At 75.1% G+C, this 20327-nt stretch carries 15 protein-coding genes and 1 pseudogene (1 of these 16 cut by a window edge); 9 read left to right on the top strand and 7 right to left on the bottom strand.

Annotated elements, in window-relative coordinates; genetic code table 11:
* A pseudogene (locus tag AC3WT4_RS09170) lies at positions 1-683 on the top strand (thiazole synthase); it begins 129 nt to the left of the window's first position.
* Positions 684-786: 103 nt separating this feature from the next.
* On the opposite strand, the gene AC3WT4_RS09165 reads toward AC3WT4_RS09170, so the two are convergent.
* The gene (locus AC3WT4_RS09165; RefSeq protein WP_492315279.1) at positions 787-2097 is read right to left on the bottom strand and encodes a ThiF family adenylyltransferase; all 1311 of its coding nucleotides are present in this window, start codon (positions 2095-2097) and stop codon (positions 787-789) included.
* Positions 2094-2540 (bottom strand): DUF3817 domain-containing protein, encoded by a 447-nt coding sequence (locus AC3WT4_RS09160; RefSeq protein ID WP_074808963.1) that lies wholly within the window; start codon positions 2538-2540, stop codon positions 2094-2096. The genes AC3WT4_RS09165 and AC3WT4_RS09160 overlap by 4 nt, the downstream gene beginning before the upstream one ends.
* Before the next feature lie 121 nt (positions 2541-2661).
* Here AC3WT4_RS09160 and AC3WT4_RS09155 point away from each other — a divergent pair, with 121 nt between their 5' ends.
* The 3 genes from AC3WT4_RS09155 to AC3WT4_RS09145 are packed head-to-tail and all read left to right on the top strand — an operon-like array spanning position 2662 to position 7252.
* Entirely contained in the window at positions 2662-4458 is a 1797-nt protein-coding gene (locus AC3WT4_RS09155) for an ABC transporter ATP-binding protein (RefSeq protein ID WP_061268638.1), read from the top strand.
* Positions 4455-6188, top strand: a complete 1734-nt coding sequence (locus tag AC3WT4_RS09150) for an ABC transporter ATP-binding protein (protein WP_492315278.1) — start codon at positions 4455-4457, stop codon at positions 6186-6188. Before AC3WT4_RS09155 ends, AC3WT4_RS09150 begins: the two co-directional genes overlap by 4 nt.
* Before the next feature lie 26 nt (positions 6189-6214).
* Positions 6215-7252: a GNAT family N-acetyltransferase gene (locus AC3WT4_RS09145; protein WP_492315277.1), complete on the top strand. Its 1038-nt coding sequence runs from the start codon at positions 6215-6217 to the stop codon at positions 7250-7252.
* Between the two features lie 136 nt (positions 7253-7388).
* On the opposite strand, the gene AC3WT4_RS09140 is transcribed toward AC3WT4_RS09145, so the two are convergent.
* Together AC3WT4_RS09140 and AC3WT4_RS09135 are read right to left on the bottom strand one after the other, a co-directional pair.
* Positions 7389-7682, bottom strand: coding sequence for a hypothetical protein (locus AC3WT4_RS09140; protein WP_034654148.1), 294 nt, complete (start codon positions 7680-7682; stop codon positions 7389-7391).
* A gap of 182 nt (positions 7683-7864) precedes the next feature.
* Positions 7865-8758, bottom strand: a complete 894-nt coding sequence (locus AC3WT4_RS09135) for an SURF1 family protein (RefSeq protein ID WP_492315276.1) — start codon at positions 8756-8758, stop codon at positions 7865-7867.
* A gap of 260 nt (positions 8759-9018) precedes the next feature.
* Here AC3WT4_RS09135 and AC3WT4_RS09130 point away from each other — a divergent pair, with 260 nt between their 5' ends.
* The 5 genes from AC3WT4_RS09130 to AC3WT4_RS09110 all read left to right on the top strand — a co-directional run bounded on the left by AC3WT4_RS09130 (position 9019) and on the right by AC3WT4_RS09110 (position 16977).
* On the top strand, positions 9019-11520 hold the full coding sequence (locus tag AC3WT4_RS09130) for a phosphoketolase family protein (protein WP_074808951.1): 2502 nt from the start codon (positions 9019-9021) through the stop codon (positions 11518-11520).
* A complete protein-coding gene (gene pta / locus AC3WT4_RS09125) occupies positions 11517-13706 on the top strand; it encodes a phosphate acetyltransferase (RefSeq protein ID WP_492315275.1) in 2190 nt (729 codons plus the stop codon). Before AC3WT4_RS09130 ends, pta begins: the two co-directional genes overlap by 4 nt.
* Positions 13703-14962, top strand: coding sequence for an acetate/propionate family kinase (locus tag AC3WT4_RS09120; protein WP_074808948.1), 1260 nt, complete (start codon positions 13703-13705; stop codon positions 14960-14962). Before pta ends, AC3WT4_RS09120 begins: the two co-directional genes overlap by 4 nt.
* Positions 14963-15071: 109 nt before the next feature.
* The gene (locus AC3WT4_RS09115) at positions 15072-16061 is read left to right on the top strand and encodes a DUF4031 domain-containing protein (protein ID WP_492315274.1); all 990 of its coding nucleotides are present in this window, start codon (positions 15072-15074) and stop codon (positions 16059-16061) included.
* Positions 16062-16371: 310 nt separating this feature from the next.
* On the top strand, positions 16372-16977 hold the full coding sequence (locus tag AC3WT4_RS09110; RefSeq protein WP_492315273.1) for a SanA/YdcF family protein: 606 nt from the start codon (positions 16372-16374) through the stop codon (positions 16975-16977).
* An 11-nt stretch (positions 16978-16988) separates the two neighbouring features.
* Here the strand turns inward: AC3WT4_RS09110 and AC3WT4_RS09105 are convergent, their stop codons facing one another.
* The 3 genes from AC3WT4_RS09105 to AC3WT4_RS09095 are packed head-to-tail and all read right to left on the bottom strand — an operon-like array spanning position 16989 to position 20319.
* A complete protein-coding gene (locus tag AC3WT4_RS09105) occupies positions 16989-18632 on the bottom strand; it encodes a succinic semialdehyde dehydrogenase (RefSeq protein WP_255180689.1) in 1644 nt (547 codons plus the stop codon).
* Entirely contained in the window at positions 18629-19684 is a 1056-nt protein-coding gene (locus AC3WT4_RS09100; protein WP_492315272.1) for a GNAT family N-acetyltransferase, read from the bottom strand. Before AC3WT4_RS09100 ends, AC3WT4_RS09105 begins: the two co-directional genes overlap by 4 nt.
* A complete protein-coding gene (locus AC3WT4_RS09095; RefSeq protein ID WP_492315271.1) occupies positions 19681-20319 on the bottom strand; it encodes a GNAT family acetyltransferase in 639 nt (212 codons plus the stop codon). Before AC3WT4_RS09095 ends, AC3WT4_RS09100 begins: the two co-directional genes overlap by 4 nt.
* Positions 20320-20327: the final 8 nt, after the last annotated feature.

Here is a 20327-nt window from a genome sequence, read left to right as displayed (position 1 = left end):
AACCCCCCCCCCCCCCCCCCCCCCCCCCCCCCCCCCCCCCCCCCCCCCCCCCCCCGAGCCCCGACGCGGGGATCTGGGCGCTGCTCGCCCGCCTCGGCATCCGCGCGCTGCCCAACACCGCCGGGTGCTTCTCCGTGCGCGAGGCCGTGCTCACCGCGCACCTCGCGCGCGAGGCGTGCGGCACCGAGTGGGTCAAGCTCGAGGTGATCGCCGACGACGTGACCCTCCTGCCCGACCCGGTCGGCCTCGTCGAGGCGGCCGACCAGCTCGTCCGCGACGGGTTCGTCGTGCTGCCGTACACGAACGACGACCCGATCCTCGCGCGCCGGCTGGAGGACGTCGGCTGCGCGGCCGTCATGCCCCTGGGGGCGCCCATCGGCACCGGGCTCGGCATCCTCAACCCGCGCAACATCGAGGCGATCGCCGCCGCGGCCCGGGTGCCCGTGATCCTCGACGCGGGGATCGGCACGGCGTCCGACGCCGCGCTCGCCATGGAGCTCGGCTGCGACGGCGTGCTCCTCGCGACGGCCGTCACGCGCGCCGCCGACCCGGTCCGCATGGCCCGCGCGATGCGCCTCGCCGTCGAGTCGGGCCGGCTCGCCGCGGGCGCCGGGCGCATCCCCCGCCGCGAGGGCGCCCTCGCGAGCTCGTCCCCCCAGGGCCGCCTCGACCTGGCCCTCTGACTCCGTCGACCAGGCCGTCCCGGCGGCCCGAGCAGGCCGTCCCGGCTCGTCCGCCGACCAGGACGCGCCACGACCACCTGGTCGACGTGCAGGGGGGCGCAGGCTAGAGGGCCGGGGGCTCCAGGGCGGCGAGGAGGGCCGGGACGCCGCCGACCACGGAGCGCGCGTCGAGGCCCGCGGCGCGGGCGAGGTCGGCGACGCGAGCCGACCGGCCGCCGACCGCGCACACCACGAGCACCGGGCGGTCGGCCGGCAGGTCCGCGAGCACCGCGGCGGCGCCGGGGTCCTGCGTGCCGCCGAGGAACACGCCGCTCGGGACGAGCGTCGACCCCGGGAGCGGGCGGACCTGCGCCTCCCAGTCCTCGCGGACGTCGAGCACGTACGGCGCGTCGTCGCCGTGCAGGAGGGCGGCCGCGTCGCGCGCGGACACGTCGCGCGGCGCCGCCTCCGACGCATCGGTCGGCGCCACCTCGGCACCGGAGGCCACCACGGCCGACGCCGGAGGCCGGAGGCCGCAGAACGCGGCGTAGGCGTCGTCCCCCGGCAGGAGCGCGACGACGGGCTCGCGCGTCGGGTCGGCGCGCACGGTGAGCTGGCGCCAGGAGAGGTCGAGCGCGTCGTAGACGGCGAGGCGGCCCAGCAACGTCGTGCCGGCGCCGGTGACGAGCTTGATCGCCTCGGTCGCCATCACGGAGCCGACGGTCCCGCACATCGCGCCGAGCACGCCGCCGGTCGCGCAGTCGGGCGCCGCGCCCGGGGGCGGCGGGACGGGGAACACGTCGCGGTACGTGACCCCGCGCGGAGCCTGCTCTCCCAGCCCCGCGGGGTCGGGACCCGCCGCGGCCGGGTGCGCGGCGTCGTCGGGCACGGCGAACCGGGGCGCGGCCCAGAAGACGCTGACCTGCCCCTGGAAGCGGTAGATCGAGCCCCAGACCACAGGGAGGCCGAGGACCTCGGCCGCGTCGGAGACGAGGTAGCGGGTCGGGAAGTTGTCGGCGCCGTCGAGCACGACGTCGTAGCCGCGCAGCACGTCGAGCGCGTTGACCGCGTCGAGCCGCAGCGCGTGCTCGACCACGTGCACGTGCGGGTTGACGTCCGCGATGCTCTCGCGCGCGGAGTCGACCTTGCGGCGCCCTACGTCGGACCCGCCGTGGATGACCTGGCGCTGGAGGTTGGACGTGTCGACCGCGTCGTCGTCGACGATGCCGATCGTGCCGACGCCCGCGGCGGCGAGGTAGAGCAGCGCGGGGCTGCCGAGGCCGCCCGCGCCGACGACGAGCACGCGCGCGGCCGCGAGCCGGCGCTGGCCCTCGGTGCCGACGCCCGGCAGCGCGAGGTGGCGCGCGTACCGCTCGAGCTCCGGCGTCGAGAGCTCGGGACCGGGCGCGACGAGGGGCGCGAGCGGCGTCGTCATGCCGCGTACTGCTCCTCCAGCGCGACGAGCTTCGCGTCGGCCTCGGCGTGCACCTTCTTCTCGAGGATGAACGACATGACCGGGACGACGCCGGCGAACACCATCGTCGCGAGGCGACCCCAGCCCCAGCGCATCTTGGTCCACAGGTCGAGCACCGTGACGAGGTACACGACGTAGATCCAGCCGTGCGCGAAGGGGATCCAGGACACGTACCGCATGATCCCGTCGACGTCGACGAACTGGCCCACGCCGTACTTGACGATCATCTCGACGCACAGGATGAGCAGCATCACGCCGGTGATGATCGCGAGGACCCGGTAGCGCGCGAGCGCGCCGCGCGCCTTGCGGATCGCGGTGCGCGCCGCCTCCGTGCTGGGGGCCGCCGCGTCGGCGGGGGCGACGACGGGCGCGTCGGTCGGGGTGGCCGGGTCCTGCGTGGTCATGGGAGAGGTCCTCGTTCCGGGCGAGACGGCCGCGGCGGTCTCCGCCGCGTGCGGTGGCGTGACGCAGTCGCCGCGTTAAACCGTCGCCGCGTGTCGGACGCCGAACCTAGGGTAGAACACCGTGCGACCCCTCCCTCTCCCCGACCCGGGGACCCCGGACCTGCGCGGCCCGTCCCGCTACCTCCTCTGGATCGCCCGGCGCCAGTGGACGGTGCTCACGGTGTCCGTGCTGCTCGGCCTCGTGAACTTCGCGTGCCAGGCGTTCCAGCCGTACATGCTCGGCCGCGCGCTCGACGAGGGGCTCACCGCCGGCTTCGGCGCGGAGCTGTGGCGCTGGGCGGGCCTCCTGCTCGCGCTGGGCCTCGGCATCGTCGTCACGGGCGTGACGCAGCACCGGTTCGACATCGCGAACTGGCTGCGCTCGGCGCTCACGACGTCGCAGCTCGTGGGCGACGTCACGGCCCGCTCGGGCGACGCGATCACCGAGGAGCTCCCGACGGGCGAGGTCGTGTCCACCGTCGCGAGCGACGCGATGCGCGTGGGCCAGCTCTTCTCGATGATGGGCCAGTTCCTCGGCGCGCTCGGCGCGTACGTGGTCGTGGCGGTCATCATGCTCTCGACGTCGCTCCAGCTCGGGCTCGTCGTCGTGCTGGGCCTGCCGGTCGTGGCCGCGGTGCTCGCGCTGCTCGTCAAGCCGCTGCAGCAGCGCCAGGCCGCGCAGCGCGAGGCGCAGGGTCGCCTGACGACGCTCGGCGCGGACACGGTCTCGGGCCTGCGGATCCTGCGCGGCATCGGCGGCGAGGGCGTGTTCGTGGGCCGCTACGCGCGGCAGTCGCAGAAGGTCCGCGAGGCCGGCGTGAAGGTCGCGCACACGCAGGCCACGCTCGACGCGCTCCAGGTGCTGCTCCCCGGCCTGCTCGTCGTGCTCGTCGTCTACCTCGGCGCGACGGCGGCCCTGCGCGGCGAGATCACGCCCGGGCAGCTCGTCGCGTTCTACGGGTACGCGGCGTTCCTCGGCTGGCCGCTCCAGGTCGCGACGCAGATGCTCAACATCGCGACGCGCGCCCACGTCGCCGCGCGCAAGATCGTGCGCGTCCTCGCGGTCGAGCCGGCCGCGGGCGCGACCCCGGCCACCGCGCCCATGCCGCCCGAGGGCAGCCCCCTGGTCGACGAGACGAGCGGCCTGGTGCTCGAGCCGGGACGCGTCGTCGCGCTCGTCTCGGCGGACCCGGACGCGTCGGCGGCCGTCGCGACCCGGCTGGGCCGGTTCGACGACGCCGCGGAGGCGGCCACGCCCGTGCGGCTCGGCGGGACGCCGCTCGCCGCGCTCGACAAGCACGCGCTGCGGCGCCGCGTCGTCGTCGCCGAGGCGACGCCGCAGCTCTTCTCGGGTGCGCTGCGCGACGAGCTCGACGCGCGCGGCACCGCGACGGAGGCCGAGGTGCTCGCCGCGGTGAGCACGGCCGACGCGCACGACGTGCTCGACTCCGTGCCCGACGGCCTCGCGGGCGAGCTGCCCGAGAAGGGGCGGTCGCTCTCGGGCGGCCAGCGCCAGCGCGTCGCGCTCGCCCGGGCGCTCCTCACGGACCCGGAGATCCTCGTCCTCGTCGAGCCGACGAGCGCCGTCGACGCGCACACCGAGGCGCGGATCGCCGCGAGCCTCGCGCAGGCCCGTCGCGGGCGCACGACCCTCGTCGTCACGGCGTCGCCGCTCGTGCTCGAGCACGTCGACGAGGTGCTGCTCCTCGAGGACGGCCGGGTCACGGCGCGCGGCACGCACCGCGACCTCGTCGACCGCGCCCACTCCCCCGCGACCGCGCCGGACGACGACGCGGCCCGGTACCTGCGCGTCGTCGGACGCTCGCTCGACGACACCCCCGCCCTCGCCCGCACCGCACCCGAAGGAGGCCAGGCATGAGGCTCCCCGTCGCCGACGGCCCCGCCGTCCGCGCCGCCGCCGGACGCCTGTTCGCCCGGCACCGCGGCACGTTCGTGCTCATCGCCGTCCTCCACACGCTCGCCGCGGTCGCGGGCCTCGTGGGGCCGTGGCTCCTCGGCCGGCTCGTCGACGCCGTCACCGAGGGCACCACCTCCTCGTACGTGACGACCGTCGTCGCCGTGGGCGCGGGCGCGGTCCTCGCGCAGGCCGTCCTGCGCCGCTACGCGCAGCGCCTGTCCATGGTCTTCGGCGAGACCGTGTTCGCCGAGCTGCGCGAGGACCTCGTCGAGACGGTGACGTCGCTGCCGCTGTCCACGGTGGAGCGCGCGGGCACGGGCGACCTCGTCGCGCGCACGACGAACGACGTCGACCGCATCCAGCACGCCGTGCGCTTCGGCGTGCCCCAGCTGCTCGTCGCCGTCGTCACGCTCGTGCTCACGGCCGTCGCGGCCGTCGTGGTCGCGCCCCTCGTCGCGCTCGCGCTGTTCGTGGGCGTGCCGCTGCTCGTCGTCGTCTCGCGGTGGTACCTCAAGCGCGCGTCGGCCGGGTACCAGCGCGAGGCCGCCGCCTACGCGACGCTCAACGGCACCATCACCGAGAGCGTCGAGGGCGCGCGCACGGTCGACGCGCTCTCGCTCACCGAGCGCCGCCAGGCGCGCGTGCGCGCCGACCTCACCGAGGCGTTCGAGGCGGAGCGGTACACCCTGGGGCTGCGCACCGTGCTGTTCCCGGGCATCGACCTGGCCATCGCGATCGCGCCCGTCGCGGCGCTCGTCTGGGGCGCGTGGCTGCTCTCGCAGGGCCAGACGACGCTCGGCGCCGTGGCCACGGTGACCACGTACGCGTTCCAGCTCGCCGGGCCGGTGTGGAACCTCATCTTCTGGCTCGACGAGATCCAGGTGGCCGCGGCGTCGTACGCGCGCATCGTCGGCGTCGCTCAGGTGCCCGGCGACCGCACCCCGACGGGCGACGTGCCCGACGGCGACCGCCTCGTCGCGCGCGACGTCGAGTACGCCTACCGCGAGGGCCACCCCGTGCTGCACGGCGTCTCGCTCGACCTCGAGCCGGGCGAGCGGCTCGCCGTCGTCGGGCCGTCGGGCGCGGGCAAGTCGACGCTCGGCCGCATGCTCGCGGGCATCCACCCTCCGACGGCGGGGTCCGTCCGCTCCGGCGGCGTGCGGCTCGTCGACCTGCCGCTCGAGGACCTGCGGCGCGAGGTCGCGCTCGTCACCCAGGAGCACCACGTGTTCGTCGGCACGCTCGCGGACAACCTGCGCCTCGCGAAGGTCGACGCGAGCGAGGCGGAGCTGCTCGACGCGCTCGACGCCGTCGACGCGCGCGGGTGGGCCGAGTCGCTGCCCGAGGGCCTCACGACGACCGTGGGGTCGGGCGGGCACGTCCTCACCCCGGCGCAGGCGCAGCAGCTCGCGCTCGCGCGCCTCGTGCTGCTCGACCCGCACACGCTCGTGCTCGACGAGGCGACGTCCCTGCTCGACCCGCGCGCGGCCCGCCACCTCGAGCGCTCGCTCGACGCCGTGCTCGCCGGCCGCACGGTCGTCGCGATCGCGCACCGCCTGCACACCGCGCACGACGCCGACCGCGTCGCCGTGGTCGACGGCGGCCGGATCAGCGAGATCGGCTCGCACGACGAGCTCGTGGCCGCGGGCGGCGACTACGCGCGGCTCTGGTACTCCTGGCAGCAGGAGTAGCGCCGGACGGTGCCAAGATGGTGCTGATGCCTGACACCACGAGCGCCACCCCGCACGACCTCCCGACCCTCCCGAGCCCCTGGCGGGCACGGGTCCCCGGCTACGCCGACATCGACGCCCTCGTCCGGCTGCGACGCCTGGACGAGCTCCAGGGGACGGGGTCGACGCACGTCGACCCCGCCGGGATCGAGTCCGAGGTCGCGGGGCTGGCCTCCTGGACGCGGCGCCAGCTCGTCGCCGTCGGGCCCGACGACGTCCCCCGCGCCTGGGTGACCGTGCACGACCGCGCCGCCGGGCGGGCAACCGTCTGGGGCTACTTCGACCGCGACGTGCCCGAGGTCGACTCGATCGCCGACGCGTTCTACCGCTGGGCGGAGCGCACGGCGGTCGCGATGGCGCGCCTGCGCGGGGTGACGGCGACGCGCCTCGACGAGAGCCCGTTCGCCGACGACACGCGGCAGGCGCAGTGGCTGACGCGCGCCGGGTACGCGCGACGGCGCAGCTGGCTGCACATGACCCGCCCCGTCGTCCCGGACGAGGCCGCGCTCGCACCGCGCCCCGGGGTCACGGTCCGGCCGGTCGAGCGGCACGAGAACGGGATGCCCGTCGCGACCGACCTCCAGGTCGTGCACCAGATGCTGGAGACGTCCTTCCAGGACCACTTCAACTCCTACCGCGAGAGCTTCTCGGAGTTCGTGCAGCGGCTCCGCGAGGACCCGGGCCACAGCTGGGACCACTGGTGGCTCGCGTACGTGGAGACCGACGACGGCCGCCGCGTGCCCGCGGGCACCGTGGTGTGCTCGTCGATCGCCGCGGGCGAGAGCGGCGCGCGGGGCACCTACGTCGAGTACATCGGGGTGACGCGGGCCGCCCGCGGCCGCGGCGTGGCGAAGTCGCTCCTCGCGACGGTGATCGCGGACGCCGCCCGGGGCGGTCGTGACCGCGTGGCGCTCGAGGTCGACGCCGACTCCCCCACGAAGGCCGACCAGCTCTACCGCTCGCTCGGCTGGGAGACGGACTACGTCACCGAGTCGTGGTTCAAGGACCTCGACCTCGACGCCTGACCGCACGCTGCGCCTGTTCCCGGGGCCCGTCGCGGGGCCGGACGCGCCGGTGCCCGGCCGTCGCGGACGACGACCGGGCACCGGGTGACGCATCGGGCGACCCGACGGAGTCAGGCGACCCGACGGGACGAGCGCGTCAGAAGCACGAGACGTGGATCGCCACCGACGCGTCGGTCGACGTCGCGTAGGCGGTGCCCTGGCCGTCGTAGTCGTACATCGTGACCGCCGCGCCGGCGCTGTTGCGCGCGCTGTTGGTGGTCCCGTTGACCCGGAGCGACACGTTCGTCGGCGCGCTCGCCGTGATCTTCGCGTCGCGCGTGCCGCAGTTGTACGGCGTGGTCCTGCTCGCCGCGCTCGCGCTCGCCGCCGGCGCGAGGACCAGACCGATCGTGACCGCTGCCACCGCGAACGGTGCAAGACGCTTCTTCATGGAGTACCCCCGTGTCTCTCCGACCGCCGGGCGACGTCGACCGGCGGGCCGCCCCGACGCTCTGTCCGGGCGGGATAAGACTGCGGCCCGTACATATGCCCGGCAAGCGCTGTGTCACGTGATGAGACGGGGTACCTGTCCGCCCCCGGCCCAGTGCCGAGACACGCGGTCCCGGCCGCGCCTCACGGGGCCGGTCGAGGTCCGGTCGCGTCGGCGTCGGCCGGGCCGGGGAGGCCGGCGATCCCGGCGTCCTCCCCCCGGGTGCGGCGCTTGCCGCCCGCCGCCTCGTCGCGCACGAGCCGGACCCACAGCAGCACGGCGAACCCGCCGAACACCCACCACTGGAGCGCGTAGAACAGGTTCTGCAGGTTGAGCCCCGTGCCGCCCTCGATGGTGGGGCGCGGCAGCTGGGCGGGGCCGCCGTCGGCCGCCGACGGCTGCGCCGGGTCCGAGGACAGCAGGACGAGGTAGCCCGAGTACATCGGCCCGCCCCACTGGTTGACGAGCTCGCCCGTCGAGATCGCGTCGGTCCGACCGGGGGCGGAGCCGCCCTGCCCGGCCGCCTCGGACGCCTGGAGGTAGCCGGTGAGGCGCACGACGCCGTCCGGAGGGCCGAGCGCGGCGCTCTCCTCGGGCGACTCGACCCAGCCCCGCACGACGGGCAGGACCGGGGCGCCCGAGAGGTCGGCCCACGACGCGCCCTGGGTGCCGTCGTCGGTCACGCGGAGCGGGGTGAGCACGAGGTAGCCGACGCGGCCGTCGAGCGCGCGCCCCTCGACGAGGAGCTGCCCAGCCGCGTCGTACTCGCCCTCGACCCAGGCCTGGCGGCCCACGAGCTCGCCGGGGAACGTGGACTGCGGCGGGAGCAGCACGCCGACGCCCTCGGGTCCGGCGGCCTCGAGCTCGGCGGCCTCGTGCTGCGCCGCGAGCTCGGCGCGCTGCTGGGCGCGGTCGAGCTGCCAGACGCCGAGCCGCGCGCACACCGCCGCGGCGACGAGGAGGAGCACGAGCAGCCCGACGACCCGGGGCTGGCGGGCGACCGCCCAGAACGAGCGGGGCGCGGTGGGCTCGGGCACGACCCCACGGTATCCGGGGCGCGGGCGAGTCCCCGCATCCGTCCCGCCTCCCGGGCGAACGTCACACGCCGCCCACGGACCTCCGCCGCCGGGGACAACGTCCTCGACCGTGGTTCCCGTCCGCGGGACCTTGGACCTTTTGTGCCGTCGTGGGCGCAGGTCACACCGCCGGGCGCCAGGGCGGATAGTGCAGGCCCCCGGTCGATGGGGTTGTATGAAGCCGTAGTCGTTCACGGACCCTTCCCCCGCAGGAGCGTGAGATGAGCACGACCACCGTCACCGAGTCCACCGCCTGGCAACCCGCCGAGATCGCACCGCTCGACGACGACACCCTGCGTCGCGTCGACGCCTGGTGGCGCGCGGCGAACTACCTCTCCGTCGGCCAGATCTACCTCCTGGACAACCCGCTGCTGCGCACGCCGCTGGACCGCGACGACGTCAAGCCGCGCCTGCTGGGTCACTGGGGCACCACGCCGGGCCTCAACTTCCTCTACGCGCACCTCAACCGCGCGATCGCGCAGCGCCGCCAGTCGACGATCTACGTCGCCGGTCCCGGCCACGGCGGCCCGGGCCTCGTCGCGAACGCGTACCTCGAGGGGACGTACTCCGAGACCTACTCGGACGTCACCCAGGACACCGAGGGCCTGCGCCGGCTGTTCCGCCAGTTCTCCTTCCCGGGTGGCATCCCGAGCCACGTCGCGCCGGAGACGCCGGGGTCGATCCACGAGGGCGGTGAGCTGGGCTACGCGCTCTCCCACGCGTACGGCGCCGCGTTCGACAACCCCGACCTCCTCGTCGCCGCGGTCGTCGGCGACGGCGAGGCGGAGACGGGCCCGCTCGCGACGAGCTGGCACTCGAACAAGTTCGTCAACGCGCGCAACGACGGCGTCGTGCTGCCGATCCTGCACCTGAACGGCTACAAGATCGCCAACCCGACGGTGCTCGCGCGCATCAGCGACGACGAGCTGCGCGACCTCATGATCGGCTACGGCCACACGCCCTACTTCTTCACGGGCGGGTTCGACGGCGAGGACCACTTCGAGGTGCACCGCCGCTTCGCGCACCTCCTCGACGAGGTGCTCAACCACATCGCGCAGATCAAGGCCGACGCCGCGGCGGGGAACGACGAGCGGCCCGCGTGGCCGATGATCGTGTTCCGCACGCCGAAGGGCTGGACGTGCCCGCCCGTCATCGACGGCAAGAAGACCGAGGACTCGTGGCGCGCGCACCAGGTGCCGCTCGCGAGCGCCCGGGACACCCCGGAGCACCTCGAGGTGCTGCGCGGCTGGCTCGAGTCGTACCGGGCCGACGAGCTCTTCGACGAGGACGGCCGCCTGGTCGACGACGTCGCGGCGCTCGCCCCCGAGGGCACGCTCCGGATGAGCGACAACCCGCACGCGAACGGCGGGCTCCTGCTCAAGGACCTGCGGCTGCCGGACTTCCGCGACTACGCCGTGGACGTGAAGGCGCCGGGCAGCTCCATCGCCGAGTCGACGCGCGTCCTCGGGCAGTGGCTCACCGACGTCGTGCGGAAGAACCCGGACAACTTCCGGATCTTCGGCCCCGACGAGACGGCGTCGAACCGCCTCCAGGCCGTGTACGAGGTCACGGACAAGCAGTGGAACGCCGACTTCTTCGGGCCCGACGTCGACGAGCACCTCGCGCGCGCCGGCCGCGTCATGGAGATGCTCTCGGAGCACCAGTGCCAGGGCTGGCTGGAGGGCTACCTGCTCACCGGGCGGCACGGCCTGTTCACGAGCTACGAGGCCTTCATCCACATCGTCGACTCGATGTTCAACCAGCACGCGAAGTGGCTCAAGGTCACGAACCACATCCCGTGGCGGCGGCCGGTCGCGAGCCTCAACTACCTGCTGTCGAGCCACGTGTGGCGCCAGGACCACAACGGCTTCAGCCACCAGGACCCGGGCTTCATCGACCACGTCGTGAACAAGAAGGCCGAGATCGTCCGCGTCTACCTGCCGCCGGACGCGAACACGCTGCTCTCGACCTACGACCACTGCCTGCGCTCGCGCCAGTACGTGAACGTCGTCGTCGCGGGCAAGCAGCCGGCGCCGCAGTTCCTGTCGATGGACCAGGCGGTCGCGCACTGCACGCGCGGCCTCGGCATCTGGGAGTGGGCCGGCACGGAGGTCGAGGGCGAGGACCCGGACGTCGTGCTCGGCTCGGCGGGCGACGTGCCCACGCTCGAGGTGCTCGCCGCGGCGGACATCCTGCGTCGGCGCATCCCCGACCTCAAGGTCCGGGTCGTGAACGTCGTCGACCTCATGCGGCTGCAGGACGAGAAGGAGCACCCGCACGGCCTGTCGGACAAGGACTTCGACACGCTCTTCACGACGGACAGGCCCGTCATCTTCAACTACCACGGCTACCCGTGGCTGATCCACCGCCTCACGTACCGCCGCACGAACCACCCGAACATCCACGTGCGCGGGTACAAGGAGGAGGGCACCACCACCACCCCGTTCGACATGGCCATGCTCAACGACATCGACCGCTACCACCTGGTGATCGACGTCATCGACCGTGTGCCGTCCCTGCGCTCGACCTACGCGGGTCTGCGCCAGGAGATGGTCGACGCGCGGCTGGCGGCCCGCCAGTACACCCGCGAGCACGGGGAGGACATCCCCGAGGTGCGCGACTGGGTGTGGCCGGACGTCGGCGAGACGGCGACCGAGGAGGGTGGCCCGCAGTACAACGGCGCGAGCGCCGCCGTGCAGGACACCGGAGGAGACAACGAGTGAGCGACACCGCTCGCAGCATCTACATCACCTCGCCCGAGGGCGAGACGGGCAAGTCCACGATCGCGCTGGGGGTCCTCGACCTGCTGGTCCGCAAGGTCCAGCGGGTCGGGGTCTTCCGGCCGGTCACCCGGGCCGCCGGCCCGGACGTGCAGGACTACGTGCTCGAGCTCCTGCTCGCGCACGACGGCGTCGACACGACCGCCGAGCAGGCGATCGGCGTCACGTACGAGGACGTCCATGCCGACCAGGAGGCCGCGCTCTCGCGGATCGTGGCCCGCTACCACGAGGTCGCGAGCCAGTGCGACTTCGTGGTCGTCGTGGGCACCGACTACACCGACGTCGCCGGGCCGACCGAGCTGTCGTTCAACGCGCGCGTCGCGGCGAACCTCGGCGCGCCGGTCCTCCTCGTGGTCTCCGGCAAGGGCCGCACGCCCGACGCCGTGGGGAACCTCATCGAGGTGAGCGTCGCCGAGCTGCGCTCGCAGCACGCGCAGCCCATCGGCGTCGTCGCGAACCGCGTGCAGCCCGACGACCTCGACGCGGTGCGCGCGCTCCTCGGGTCGCTCGGCCCGGACGGCGAGCCGCTCGCGGGCGGGACGGCGTTGGGCCCGACGGCGGAGCCCGCCCCGGGCGCGCGGCTGCCGGGCTGGGCGGTGCCCGAGGACCCGTTCCTCGACGCCCCGACCGTGCGGATCCTCATGGAGGCGGTGGGCGGGACGCTCGCGTTCGGCGAGGAGGAGCTCCTCGCGCGCGAGGCGACCGACCTGCTCGTCGGCGCGATGTCGTTCGAGCACCTGCTCGACCGGCTCACCGACGGCGCCGTCGTCATCACGCCCGGCGACCGGGTGGACATCCTCATCGGGCTGCTCGCCGCCCACTCGGCGTCGGGCTTCCCGTCGCTCGCGGGCGTCATCCTCAACGGCGGGTTCTTCCCGCCCGAGTCGACGGCGCGCCTCGTCGCGGACCTCGACCCGAGCCTGCCGGTCATCCGCACCGACCTCGGGACGTTCCGCTCGGCGAGCGCCGCCGCGAGCGCCCGGGGCCGTGTGACCAAGGAGTCGCAGCGCAAGGTCGACACGGCGCTCGCCCTGTTCGAGCAGAGCGTCGACGGCGCGGCGCTCCTCGCGGGGCTCGACGTGCCCCGCCCCGAGGTCGTCACGCCGCTCATGTTCGAGTACGAGCTGCTGTCCCGCGCCCGCGCTGACCGCAAGCACGTCGTGCTGCCCGAGGGCGACGACGACCGCATCCTGCGCGCGGCGTCCACGCTGCTCGGCCGCCAGGTCGCGGAGCTGACGATCCTCGGCGAGGAGCAGAAGGTCCGTGCCCGCGCGGCGGAGCTCGGCCTCGACATCGACGCCGCGCACGTCGTCAGCCCGCACGACCCGGAGCTCGTGGAGCGGTTCGCCGCGGAGTACCAGCGGCTGCGCGCGCACAAGGGCATGACGCTCGAGGAGGCGCGCGAGCGCGTCCAGGACGTCTCGTACTTCGGCACGATGATGGTCCACCTCGGCCTCGCGGACGGCATGGTGTCGGGCGCGAAGCACACGACGGCGCACACCATCAAGCCGTCGTTCGAGATCATCAAGACCCAGCCGGGCGTGTCCGTCGTCTCGTCCGTGTTCCTCATGTGCCTGCAGGACCGCGTGCTCGTCTACGGCGACTGCGCGGTCATCCCCGACCCGACGGCCGAGCAGCTCGCGGACATCGCGATCTCCTCGGCGGCGACGGCGCAGCAGTTCGGCGTCGACCAGCGGGTCGCGATGCTGTCGTACTCGACCGGCGAGTCCGGCTCGGGGGCCGACGTGGACAAGGTGCGCCGGGGCACGGCGCTCGTGCGCGAACGGCGCCCCGACCTGTTCGTCGAGGGCCCGATCCAGTACGACGCGGCCGTGGACGCGTCCGTCGCGGCGTCGAAGATGCCGGGCTCGGACGTCGCGGGGCGCGCGACCGTGTTCATCTTCCCGGACCTCAACACGGGCAACAACACCTACAAGGCCGTGCAGCGCTCGGCGGGCGCCGTCGCGGTCGGCCCGGTCCTCCAGGGCCTCAACAAGCCGGTGAACGACCTCTCGCGCGGCGCGCTCGTGCAGGACATCGTCAACACCGTCGCGATCACCGCGATCCAGGCGCAGGCCCCGGCCGACGCCGTCGACCCCACCTCTGACTCCCAGGGAGCCACGTCATGACGATCCTGCCCGAGGGCGAGCGCCCCAACCCCTACAGCGCGTACGGCGCGCACGGGTCCGTGCTCGTCATGAACTCGGGGTCGTCCTCGCTCAAGTACCAGCTCGTCAACCCCGTCGGCGGCGAGGCGATCGCCGCGGGCACGATCGAGCGCATCGGCGAGGAGTCCGGGATCATCAAGCACCGGTTCGCCGGGAACACGACGACGCGCGAGGAGCCCGTCGCGGACCACGGGCACGCGCTGCGCATCGCGCTGGGGATGTTCGACGAGGTCGGCCCGACGCTCTCGGACGCCGACGTGTACGCGGTGGGGCACCGCGTCGTGCAGGGCGGCTCGCTGTTCGCGGACCCGGTCCTCGTCGACGACGGCGTGCTCGAGCGGATCCGCTCGCTGTCCCCGCTCGCGCCGCTGCACAACCCGGCGAACGTCAAGGGCATCGAGGTCGCGCGGTCGCTGCTCGGCGACGTGCCGCACGTGGCGGTGTTCGACACGGCGTTCTTCCAGCGGCTGCCGGCGCACGTGGCGACGTACGCCCTGGACGCCGAGGTCGCCGAGAAGTACGCGATCCGCCGCTACGGCGCCCACGGCACGAGCCACCAGTACGTCTCCGGGAAGGTCGCGCGCGTCCTCGGGCGCCGGATCGAGGGTCTCAACACGATCGTCCTGCACCTCGGCAACGGCGCCTCGGCGTCGGCCGTGAAGGGCGGCGTGCCGGTCGAGACCTCGATGGGCCTCACCCCGCTCGAGGGCCTCGTCATGGGCACGCGGACCGGCGACATCGACCCGGCGGTCGTGTTCCACCTCGCGCGCAACGCGGGCATGAGCATCGACGAGATCGACGACCTGTTCAACAAGCGCTCGGGCGTCAAGGGCCTGTCCGGCGTGAACGACTTCCGCGAGCTGCACCGGCTCATGGAGGCCGGTCACGAGGGTGCCCGCCTCGCGTTCGACGTGTACATCCACCGGCTGCGCAAGTACGTCGGCGCGTACGCCGCCGTCCTCGGCCGCGTGGACGTCGTCGCCTTCACCGCGGGCGTCGGCGAGCACGACGCCGAGGTGCGCGCCGCCGTCGTCGAGGGCCTCGAGCCGCTCGGCCTCGCCGTCGACCCGGACCGCAACGCCGTTGACTCCGGCGAGCCGCGCGTCATCTCGCCGGACTGGACGAGCACGCTCGTCATGGTGGTCCCGACGATGGAGGAGCTCGCCATCGCCCGCCAGTCGGTCGAGGTCGTCGAGGCGGCGTCGCGCGCCGGCTGAGCCTCGCCGCCCGGACCTTGCCGGGTGAGCCCCGCCGGGCTCGGCCCGTTCCCCGACCGGTGAGCCGACGCCCGCGCGTCGGCTCGCCGGTCGGTGGCATGCTCGGGCGGTGACCGTTCTCATCGACCCGCCCGCGTGGCCCGCGCACGGGACGCTGTTCAGCCATCTCGTGTCCGACGCGTCGCTCGCGGAGCTGCACGCGTTCGCGGCGTCGATCGGCGTGAGCCCGCGGGCGTTCGACCTCGACCACTACGACGTCGCCGCCGAGCGGTACGACGTCGCGGTCGCCGCGGGCGCGGTGCCGGTCGGGGGTCGTGAGCTCGCCCGGCGCCTCGGCGCCTCCGGCCTGCGCGTGCCCGGCCGGGCGCGGCGCGCGGCGAAGGCCGACGCGCTCCTCGCGCGCTGGGACGCGCTCCTCCCGGGCGCACGCGACGTCGGGGTCGAGCTCGTCGAGCGCTGGCACGAGCCGCACCGCGTCTACCACGGGCCCGAGCACCTCGTGCACGCGCTCGACTCGCTCGCGCTCCTGGAGGGGCGCCCGCCCGGCGTGCCCGACGCCGCGCGCTCGCCCGCCCGCGCGGGCGCCGCCGCGTGGTCGATCGGCGCGGCGGGCACGGGCGCGTCGGGTGCGGCGTCGGCCACGGGCGCGACGCCCGGGGTGACGCAGCTCGCGCTGTGGTTCCACGACGCCGTGCACGACGGCGAGGCGGGCAGCGACGAGGAGCGGTCGGCCGAGCTCGCGGACGCCCGGCTGGCGAGCCACCTCGGTGCTCGCGAGGTCGACGAGGTCGTGCGGCTCGTGCTCGTGACGACCGACCACGCCCCGGCCCCGGGCGACGGGCCCGGGGCGCTCGTCTCGGACGCCGACCTCGCCGTCCTCGGGTCCGCGCCGGACCGGTACGCCCGCTACGCCCGCCAGGTGCGCGCCGAGTACGCCCACGTGCCCGACGACGCCTTCCGGGCCGGGCGGGCCGCCGTCCTGCGCGGACTGCTCGCCGGCGGTGCGCTGTTCCGCACCCCGCAGGGCGCGACTCTCTGGGAGGACCGCGCCCGAGCCAACCTCACCGCCGAGCTCACGACCCTCTCCTCCCCCGCCTGACCCTCTCTCCGTCCCCTCCGCCTCCACCTCCACCCGCCGAACAGGCGGTCCTGGTTCGTCCCGGACGGCGGACGGACCAGGATCGCCTGCTCGGCCAGCCAGGAGCGCCTGGTCGACGCGGCGGCGACGTTAGGGTCGGGACGTGACCGACGATCCGGCGTCGCCTTCGGCCGCCGCACCCTCATGCCGAGCGGCCGGCCCAGGAGCCGTGCCGACAGGCGTTCCCGGAGCCTGGGCGCACCAGGCCGTAGCTCCGCTGGCACCGTCCTCCTCCGCTCCGTCGGCAGCGTCGTCGTCCGGCTGGACCTCGATGGGTCGTCCGCGCCGGTCCCGACGGCGGCGCCTCACCCTCGGGACGGGCGCGGGGCTCGTGGTGCTCGTGCTGGCGCCGTTCGTCGTCGTGCAGGCGGTCGGGCGCGCGCACGTCGCCGACGCGGCGCACGTGCCGGAGAGCGACGCGATCGTCGTGCCGGGGGCGGGCCTGCGGCCGGACGGGACCCCGTCCACGTACCTGCGCCGTCGGCTCGACGCGGCGGCGGAGCTCTACGGCCGGGGCGTCGCGCCCGTCGTGCTCGTGAGCGGCGACGCGCACGACGACTACGACGAGCCCGGCTCGATGCGCGCGTGGCTGCTCGGCCGCGGCGTGCCCGACGACGCGATCCTGCTCGACCGCGGGGGCTTCGACACCCACGCGACGTGCACGCGCGCGGCGTCGGAGTTCGGCGTCGGCACGGCGGTGGTCGTCACGCAGGGGTACCACCTGCCGCGCACGCTGTTCTCGTGCCGCGTCGCCGGTCTCGACGCCGTGGGGGTCGGCGTCAGCGCGGCGAGCGTCGAGCCGTGGAGGGCCGCGCTCTACCGCGCCCGCGAGATCCCCGCGGCGACGAAGGCCGTGCTCGACGCCGTGCGCCGCTGAGCCAGGCTCCGTCAGGGCAGCCGCAGGCGGCGCATGACGTCGAGCGCCGACGTGAGGACCTTGCTCGGCAGCTCCCCGCCGAGCTGGTACAGCGTGTCGAGCGTGAGGCCCTGGTTCGCGCCGCGCTGCACGGAGATCGTCTGCGCCTCGGTGAGCGCCTCGATCCCCTCGCGCCCGTGGCGGCGCCCGAGGCCGGACGCCTTGAACCCGCCCATCGGCGCACCGACGGAGCCCCACGTCGCGGAGTAGCCGTCGTTGACGTTGACGGTCCCGGCCTCGACGCGCGCCGCGATCCGACGACCGCGGGCCGCGTCGCGCGTCCACACGCTCGCGTTGAGCCCGTACTCGGTGTCGTTCATGACCTCGACGGCCTCGTCGTCGCTCGCGACCCGGCGCACGGAGACGACCGGGCCGAACGTCTCCTCGCGCGCGCACGCCGCGTCGTCGGGCACGTCGTCGAGGACGGTGGGCGCGTAGAACCACGGGCCGATGTCCGCCCGGTGCACACCGCCCGCGAGGACGCGCGCGCCGCGCGCGATGGCGTCCTCGACGTGGGCGACCACGCGGTCGAGCTGCGCCTGCGACGTGAGCGACCCCATGTCGGCGGAGTAGTCGAGCCCCGCGCCGAGGCGCATCTCGCGGACGAGCGGCACGAACTCGTCGAGGAAGGCGTCCGCGACGTCCTCGTGCAGCACGAGCCGCTCGATCGACACGCAGAGCTGGCCGGAGTTGGAGAAGCACGCGCGCACGGCACCGCGCGCGGCGGCGCGCACGTCGGCGTCGGCCGCGACGTACAGCGGGTTCTTGCCGCCGAGCTCGAGCGTCGCGCCGATGAGGCGCTCCCCCGCGCGCGCGGCGACCTTGCGGCCGGTGGCGGTCGAGCCGGTGAACGCGATGTGGTCCACGTGGTCGGTCACCGCGGCGCCGACCTCTCCCCCGCCCGCGACGACGAGGAACAGGTCCGCGGGCAGTCCCGCCTCCTCGAGCAGCTCCGCGCCCCACAGCGCGGTGAGCGTCGTCTGCGGGTCCGGCTTGAGCACGACGGCGTTCCCCGCCACGAGCGCGGGCACGGCCTCGGCGAGCGCGAGCGTCAGCGGGTAGTTCCACGGCGCGATGACGCCGACGACGCCCACGGGGCGACGGTGCACGCGCGTGCCGGTGAGCACGGGCAGCATCCCCGGCGCCCGCCGGTCGGCGAGGTAGCGCGGGCCGCGCTGGGCGTAGTGACGCGTGAGGATCGCGACGTCCGCGATCTCCTCGAACGCGCTGCGCCGCGACTTGCCGGACTCCATCTGGATGAGGTCGAGGCCGTCCGACTGGCGCGCGAGCACGAGCTCGCCGAACCGCCGCAGCACGGCCGCGCGCTCGCGCACGGAGCGGGCGGCCCAGGCCGGCTGCGCCGCCCGGGCGCGCGCCACGGCACGGGCGACGTCCTCGACGGACGACACGGGGACCGCGGCGAGCGGCGCTCCCGTGGAGGGCAGGACGGAGCGGTGCATGCCCGCCTCGTTGCTCGTGACGACGCGCTGCGCGAGGGGGGCCACGACCTCCGGCTCGAGGACGTAGGTCGCGGCCGGGTTCTCGGGGTCGATCAGACCGTCCAGCGCGGCGCCGTCGCCGCGCCCGGAGCCGGGTGTGCCGGATGAGCTCGTCATGGGGACAGGCTACGTCGTGGCGCCGACAGCGCGTCGACGGGCTGCTCCCACGTGGTGAGCACGGGCCGGAAGCCCTGCCGCGCCCAGAAGGGCGCGGACAGCGGGTTGAGCACGCCGTGGTGCAGCACGACGACGGCGCCCAGCCCGGCCTGCTCGTGCACGCGCGCGAGCGCCGCGTCGACGAGCGCCCCGCCGACGCCGGTGCCGCGCGCGCTGCCCGTCACGTGCAGCAGGACGAGGTAGGCGACCGGCCCTGCCGTGACCGTCCCGGCCACGGCCCCGGAGCGCTCCGACGGCTCGACCGCGACGACGCCCACGACCTCGCCCGCCCGGTCGCCCGGCACCCGGCGGCGTGCCACGAGCACCGTGGTGCGCGGGTTCTCGACGGCGGCCGCGACCTGGGCGGCGAGCTGCTCGGCGGCGAGGGGCCGGACGCGGGCCGCGCCCATGAGCTCGTCGTACGCGAGCTCGGCGCGCTGGTGCTCGACGACGGCGGCCACGTCGTCCGGGCCGGCGTCGGCCAGCACGATCCCGGGGAGGTCGTCGCGGGGCCGGACCGAGGAGGCGCCGCGGCGCGCGGCGAGGTGGACGGTCGGGCGCAGGCCGCTCGCCGCGAGCGCGCCCACGGCCTCGATGTCGCGGCTCGGCCACAGGAGCGCCAGGCCGTGGTCGCGGGGCGCGGGGCCCCGCTCGGGCAGCCCGTCGCCCTCCGGTGCGCTACCTGGGTCGCCCCGGACGCGCGCCGTCCAGGCCGCCACGAGCGCGCGGACCGCGCCGCCCACGTCCGGTCCCGCTGCGCGCGCCCGCAGCCGGTGCTCGCGCAGCGCGCGGAACCCCGCCGCCGCGGAGCCGGGTCCGACGTCCCCCACGCCCAGGAGCCCCGCGGCGCGAGAGCCGTCCGGGAGCCGCACGGCGAGGAGACGCTCGTCGTCCGTCCTGGCGCCGAGGGCGGGGACCGCGACGAGCGCGTCGAGCGCGGCGACGCGGGCGCGGTGCTCGGTCTCGAGGGCGGCGAGGTCGTCGTCGTCCGGCCGCCACGCGGCGGGGTTCATCGTCCGGCGTCGCGGGCGTCCGGGGCGCCGAGCGGGCGGCCGAGCACGACGCACTCCTGGTCCGCGTACCCCAGCCGCTCGTAGAAGCCGCGCGCCGCGTCGTTCGTGGCGCGCACCATGAGGCGCACGACCCGCGCGCCCTGGGCGGCGAGCCACGCCTCCGCCGCGACGACCGTCGCACGGCCCGCCCCGCGGCCCTGGAGGCGCGGGTCGACCGCCACGTAGTAGAGCCAGCCCCGGTGCCCGTCCACGCCGGCCATCGCCGTCGCGACGAGCTCCCCGGCCGCGACCCCGGGCTCCCCCGGGGCGCCGTCCGTGGCCACCGCGGGCAGGTCGCGCGTCGCGCGGCCCACGAGGACGGTCGAGGTCTCGCCCAGACGGGCGTCGGCGAGGTCGCGGTAGGGGTCGTTCCACGGCCGGGTGAGGCCGCAGGTGCGCCACAGCGCGACGACCGCCTCGACGTCGGCGTCCTCGACCTCCGTGAAGGACACGTCGGTGGAGGCCACCTCCGTGGAGGCCCCGTCCACGACGTCCGTCTCCGGGCGGCCCGCACCCTCGGCGGGCACGGCTCCGCCGCCCGGCACGCCGTCGCCGGCGTGCGTCAGGCGCGGACCGTCGGCGATGCGTCCGGCCACGACGCGGG

It is taken from the genome of Cellulosimicrobium sp. EB106-03-01-XG111, assembly GCF_058792115.1.
Note: the sequence above shows the minus strand (reverse complement) of the source record. Positions and strands in the feature narration are given on the sequence as shown.

Excerpts from the sequence above, each read along its gene's own strand:
- AC3WT4_RS09165 (WP_492315279.1), bottom strand. The coding sequence starts at position 2,097 with ATGACGACGCCGCTCGCGCCCCTCGTCGCGCCCGGTCCCGAGCTCTCG.
- AC3WT4_RS09160 (WP_074808963.1), bottom strand. The coding sequence starts at position 2,540 with ATGACCACGCAGGACCCGGCCACCCCGACCGACGCGCCCGTCGTCGCC.
- AC3WT4_RS09150 (WP_492315278.1), top strand. The coding sequence starts at position 4,455 with ATGAGGCTCCCCGTCGCCGACGGCCCCGCCGTCCGCGCCGCCGCCGGA.
- AC3WT4_RS09145 (WP_492315277.1), top strand. The coding sequence starts at position 6,215 with ATGCCTGACACCACGAGCGCCACCCCGCACGACCTCCCGACCCTCCCG.
- AC3WT4_RS09140 (WP_034654148.1), bottom strand. The coding sequence starts at position 7,682 with ATGAAGAAGCGTCTTGCACCGTTCGCGGTGGCAGCGGTCACGATCGGT.
- AC3WT4_RS09130 (WP_074808951.1), top strand. The coding sequence starts at position 9,019 with ATGAGCACGACCACCGTCACCGAGTCCACCGCCTGGCAACCCGCCGAG.
- AC3WT4_RS09120 (WP_074808948.1), top strand. The coding sequence starts at position 13,703 with ATGACGATCCTGCCCGAGGGCGAGCGCCCCAACCCCTACAGCGCGTAC.
- AC3WT4_RS09110 (WP_492315273.1), top strand. The coding sequence starts at position 16,372 with ATGGGTCGTCCGCGCCGGTCCCGACGGCGGCGCCTCACCCTCGGGACG.
- AC3WT4_RS09105 (WP_255180689.1), bottom strand. The coding sequence starts at position 18,632 with ATGACGAGCTCATCCGGCACACCCGGCTCCGGGCGCGGCGACGGCGCC.
- AC3WT4_RS09100 (WP_492315272.1), bottom strand. The coding sequence starts at position 19,684 with ATGAACCCCGCCGCGTGGCGGCCGGACGACGACGACCTCGCCGCCCTC.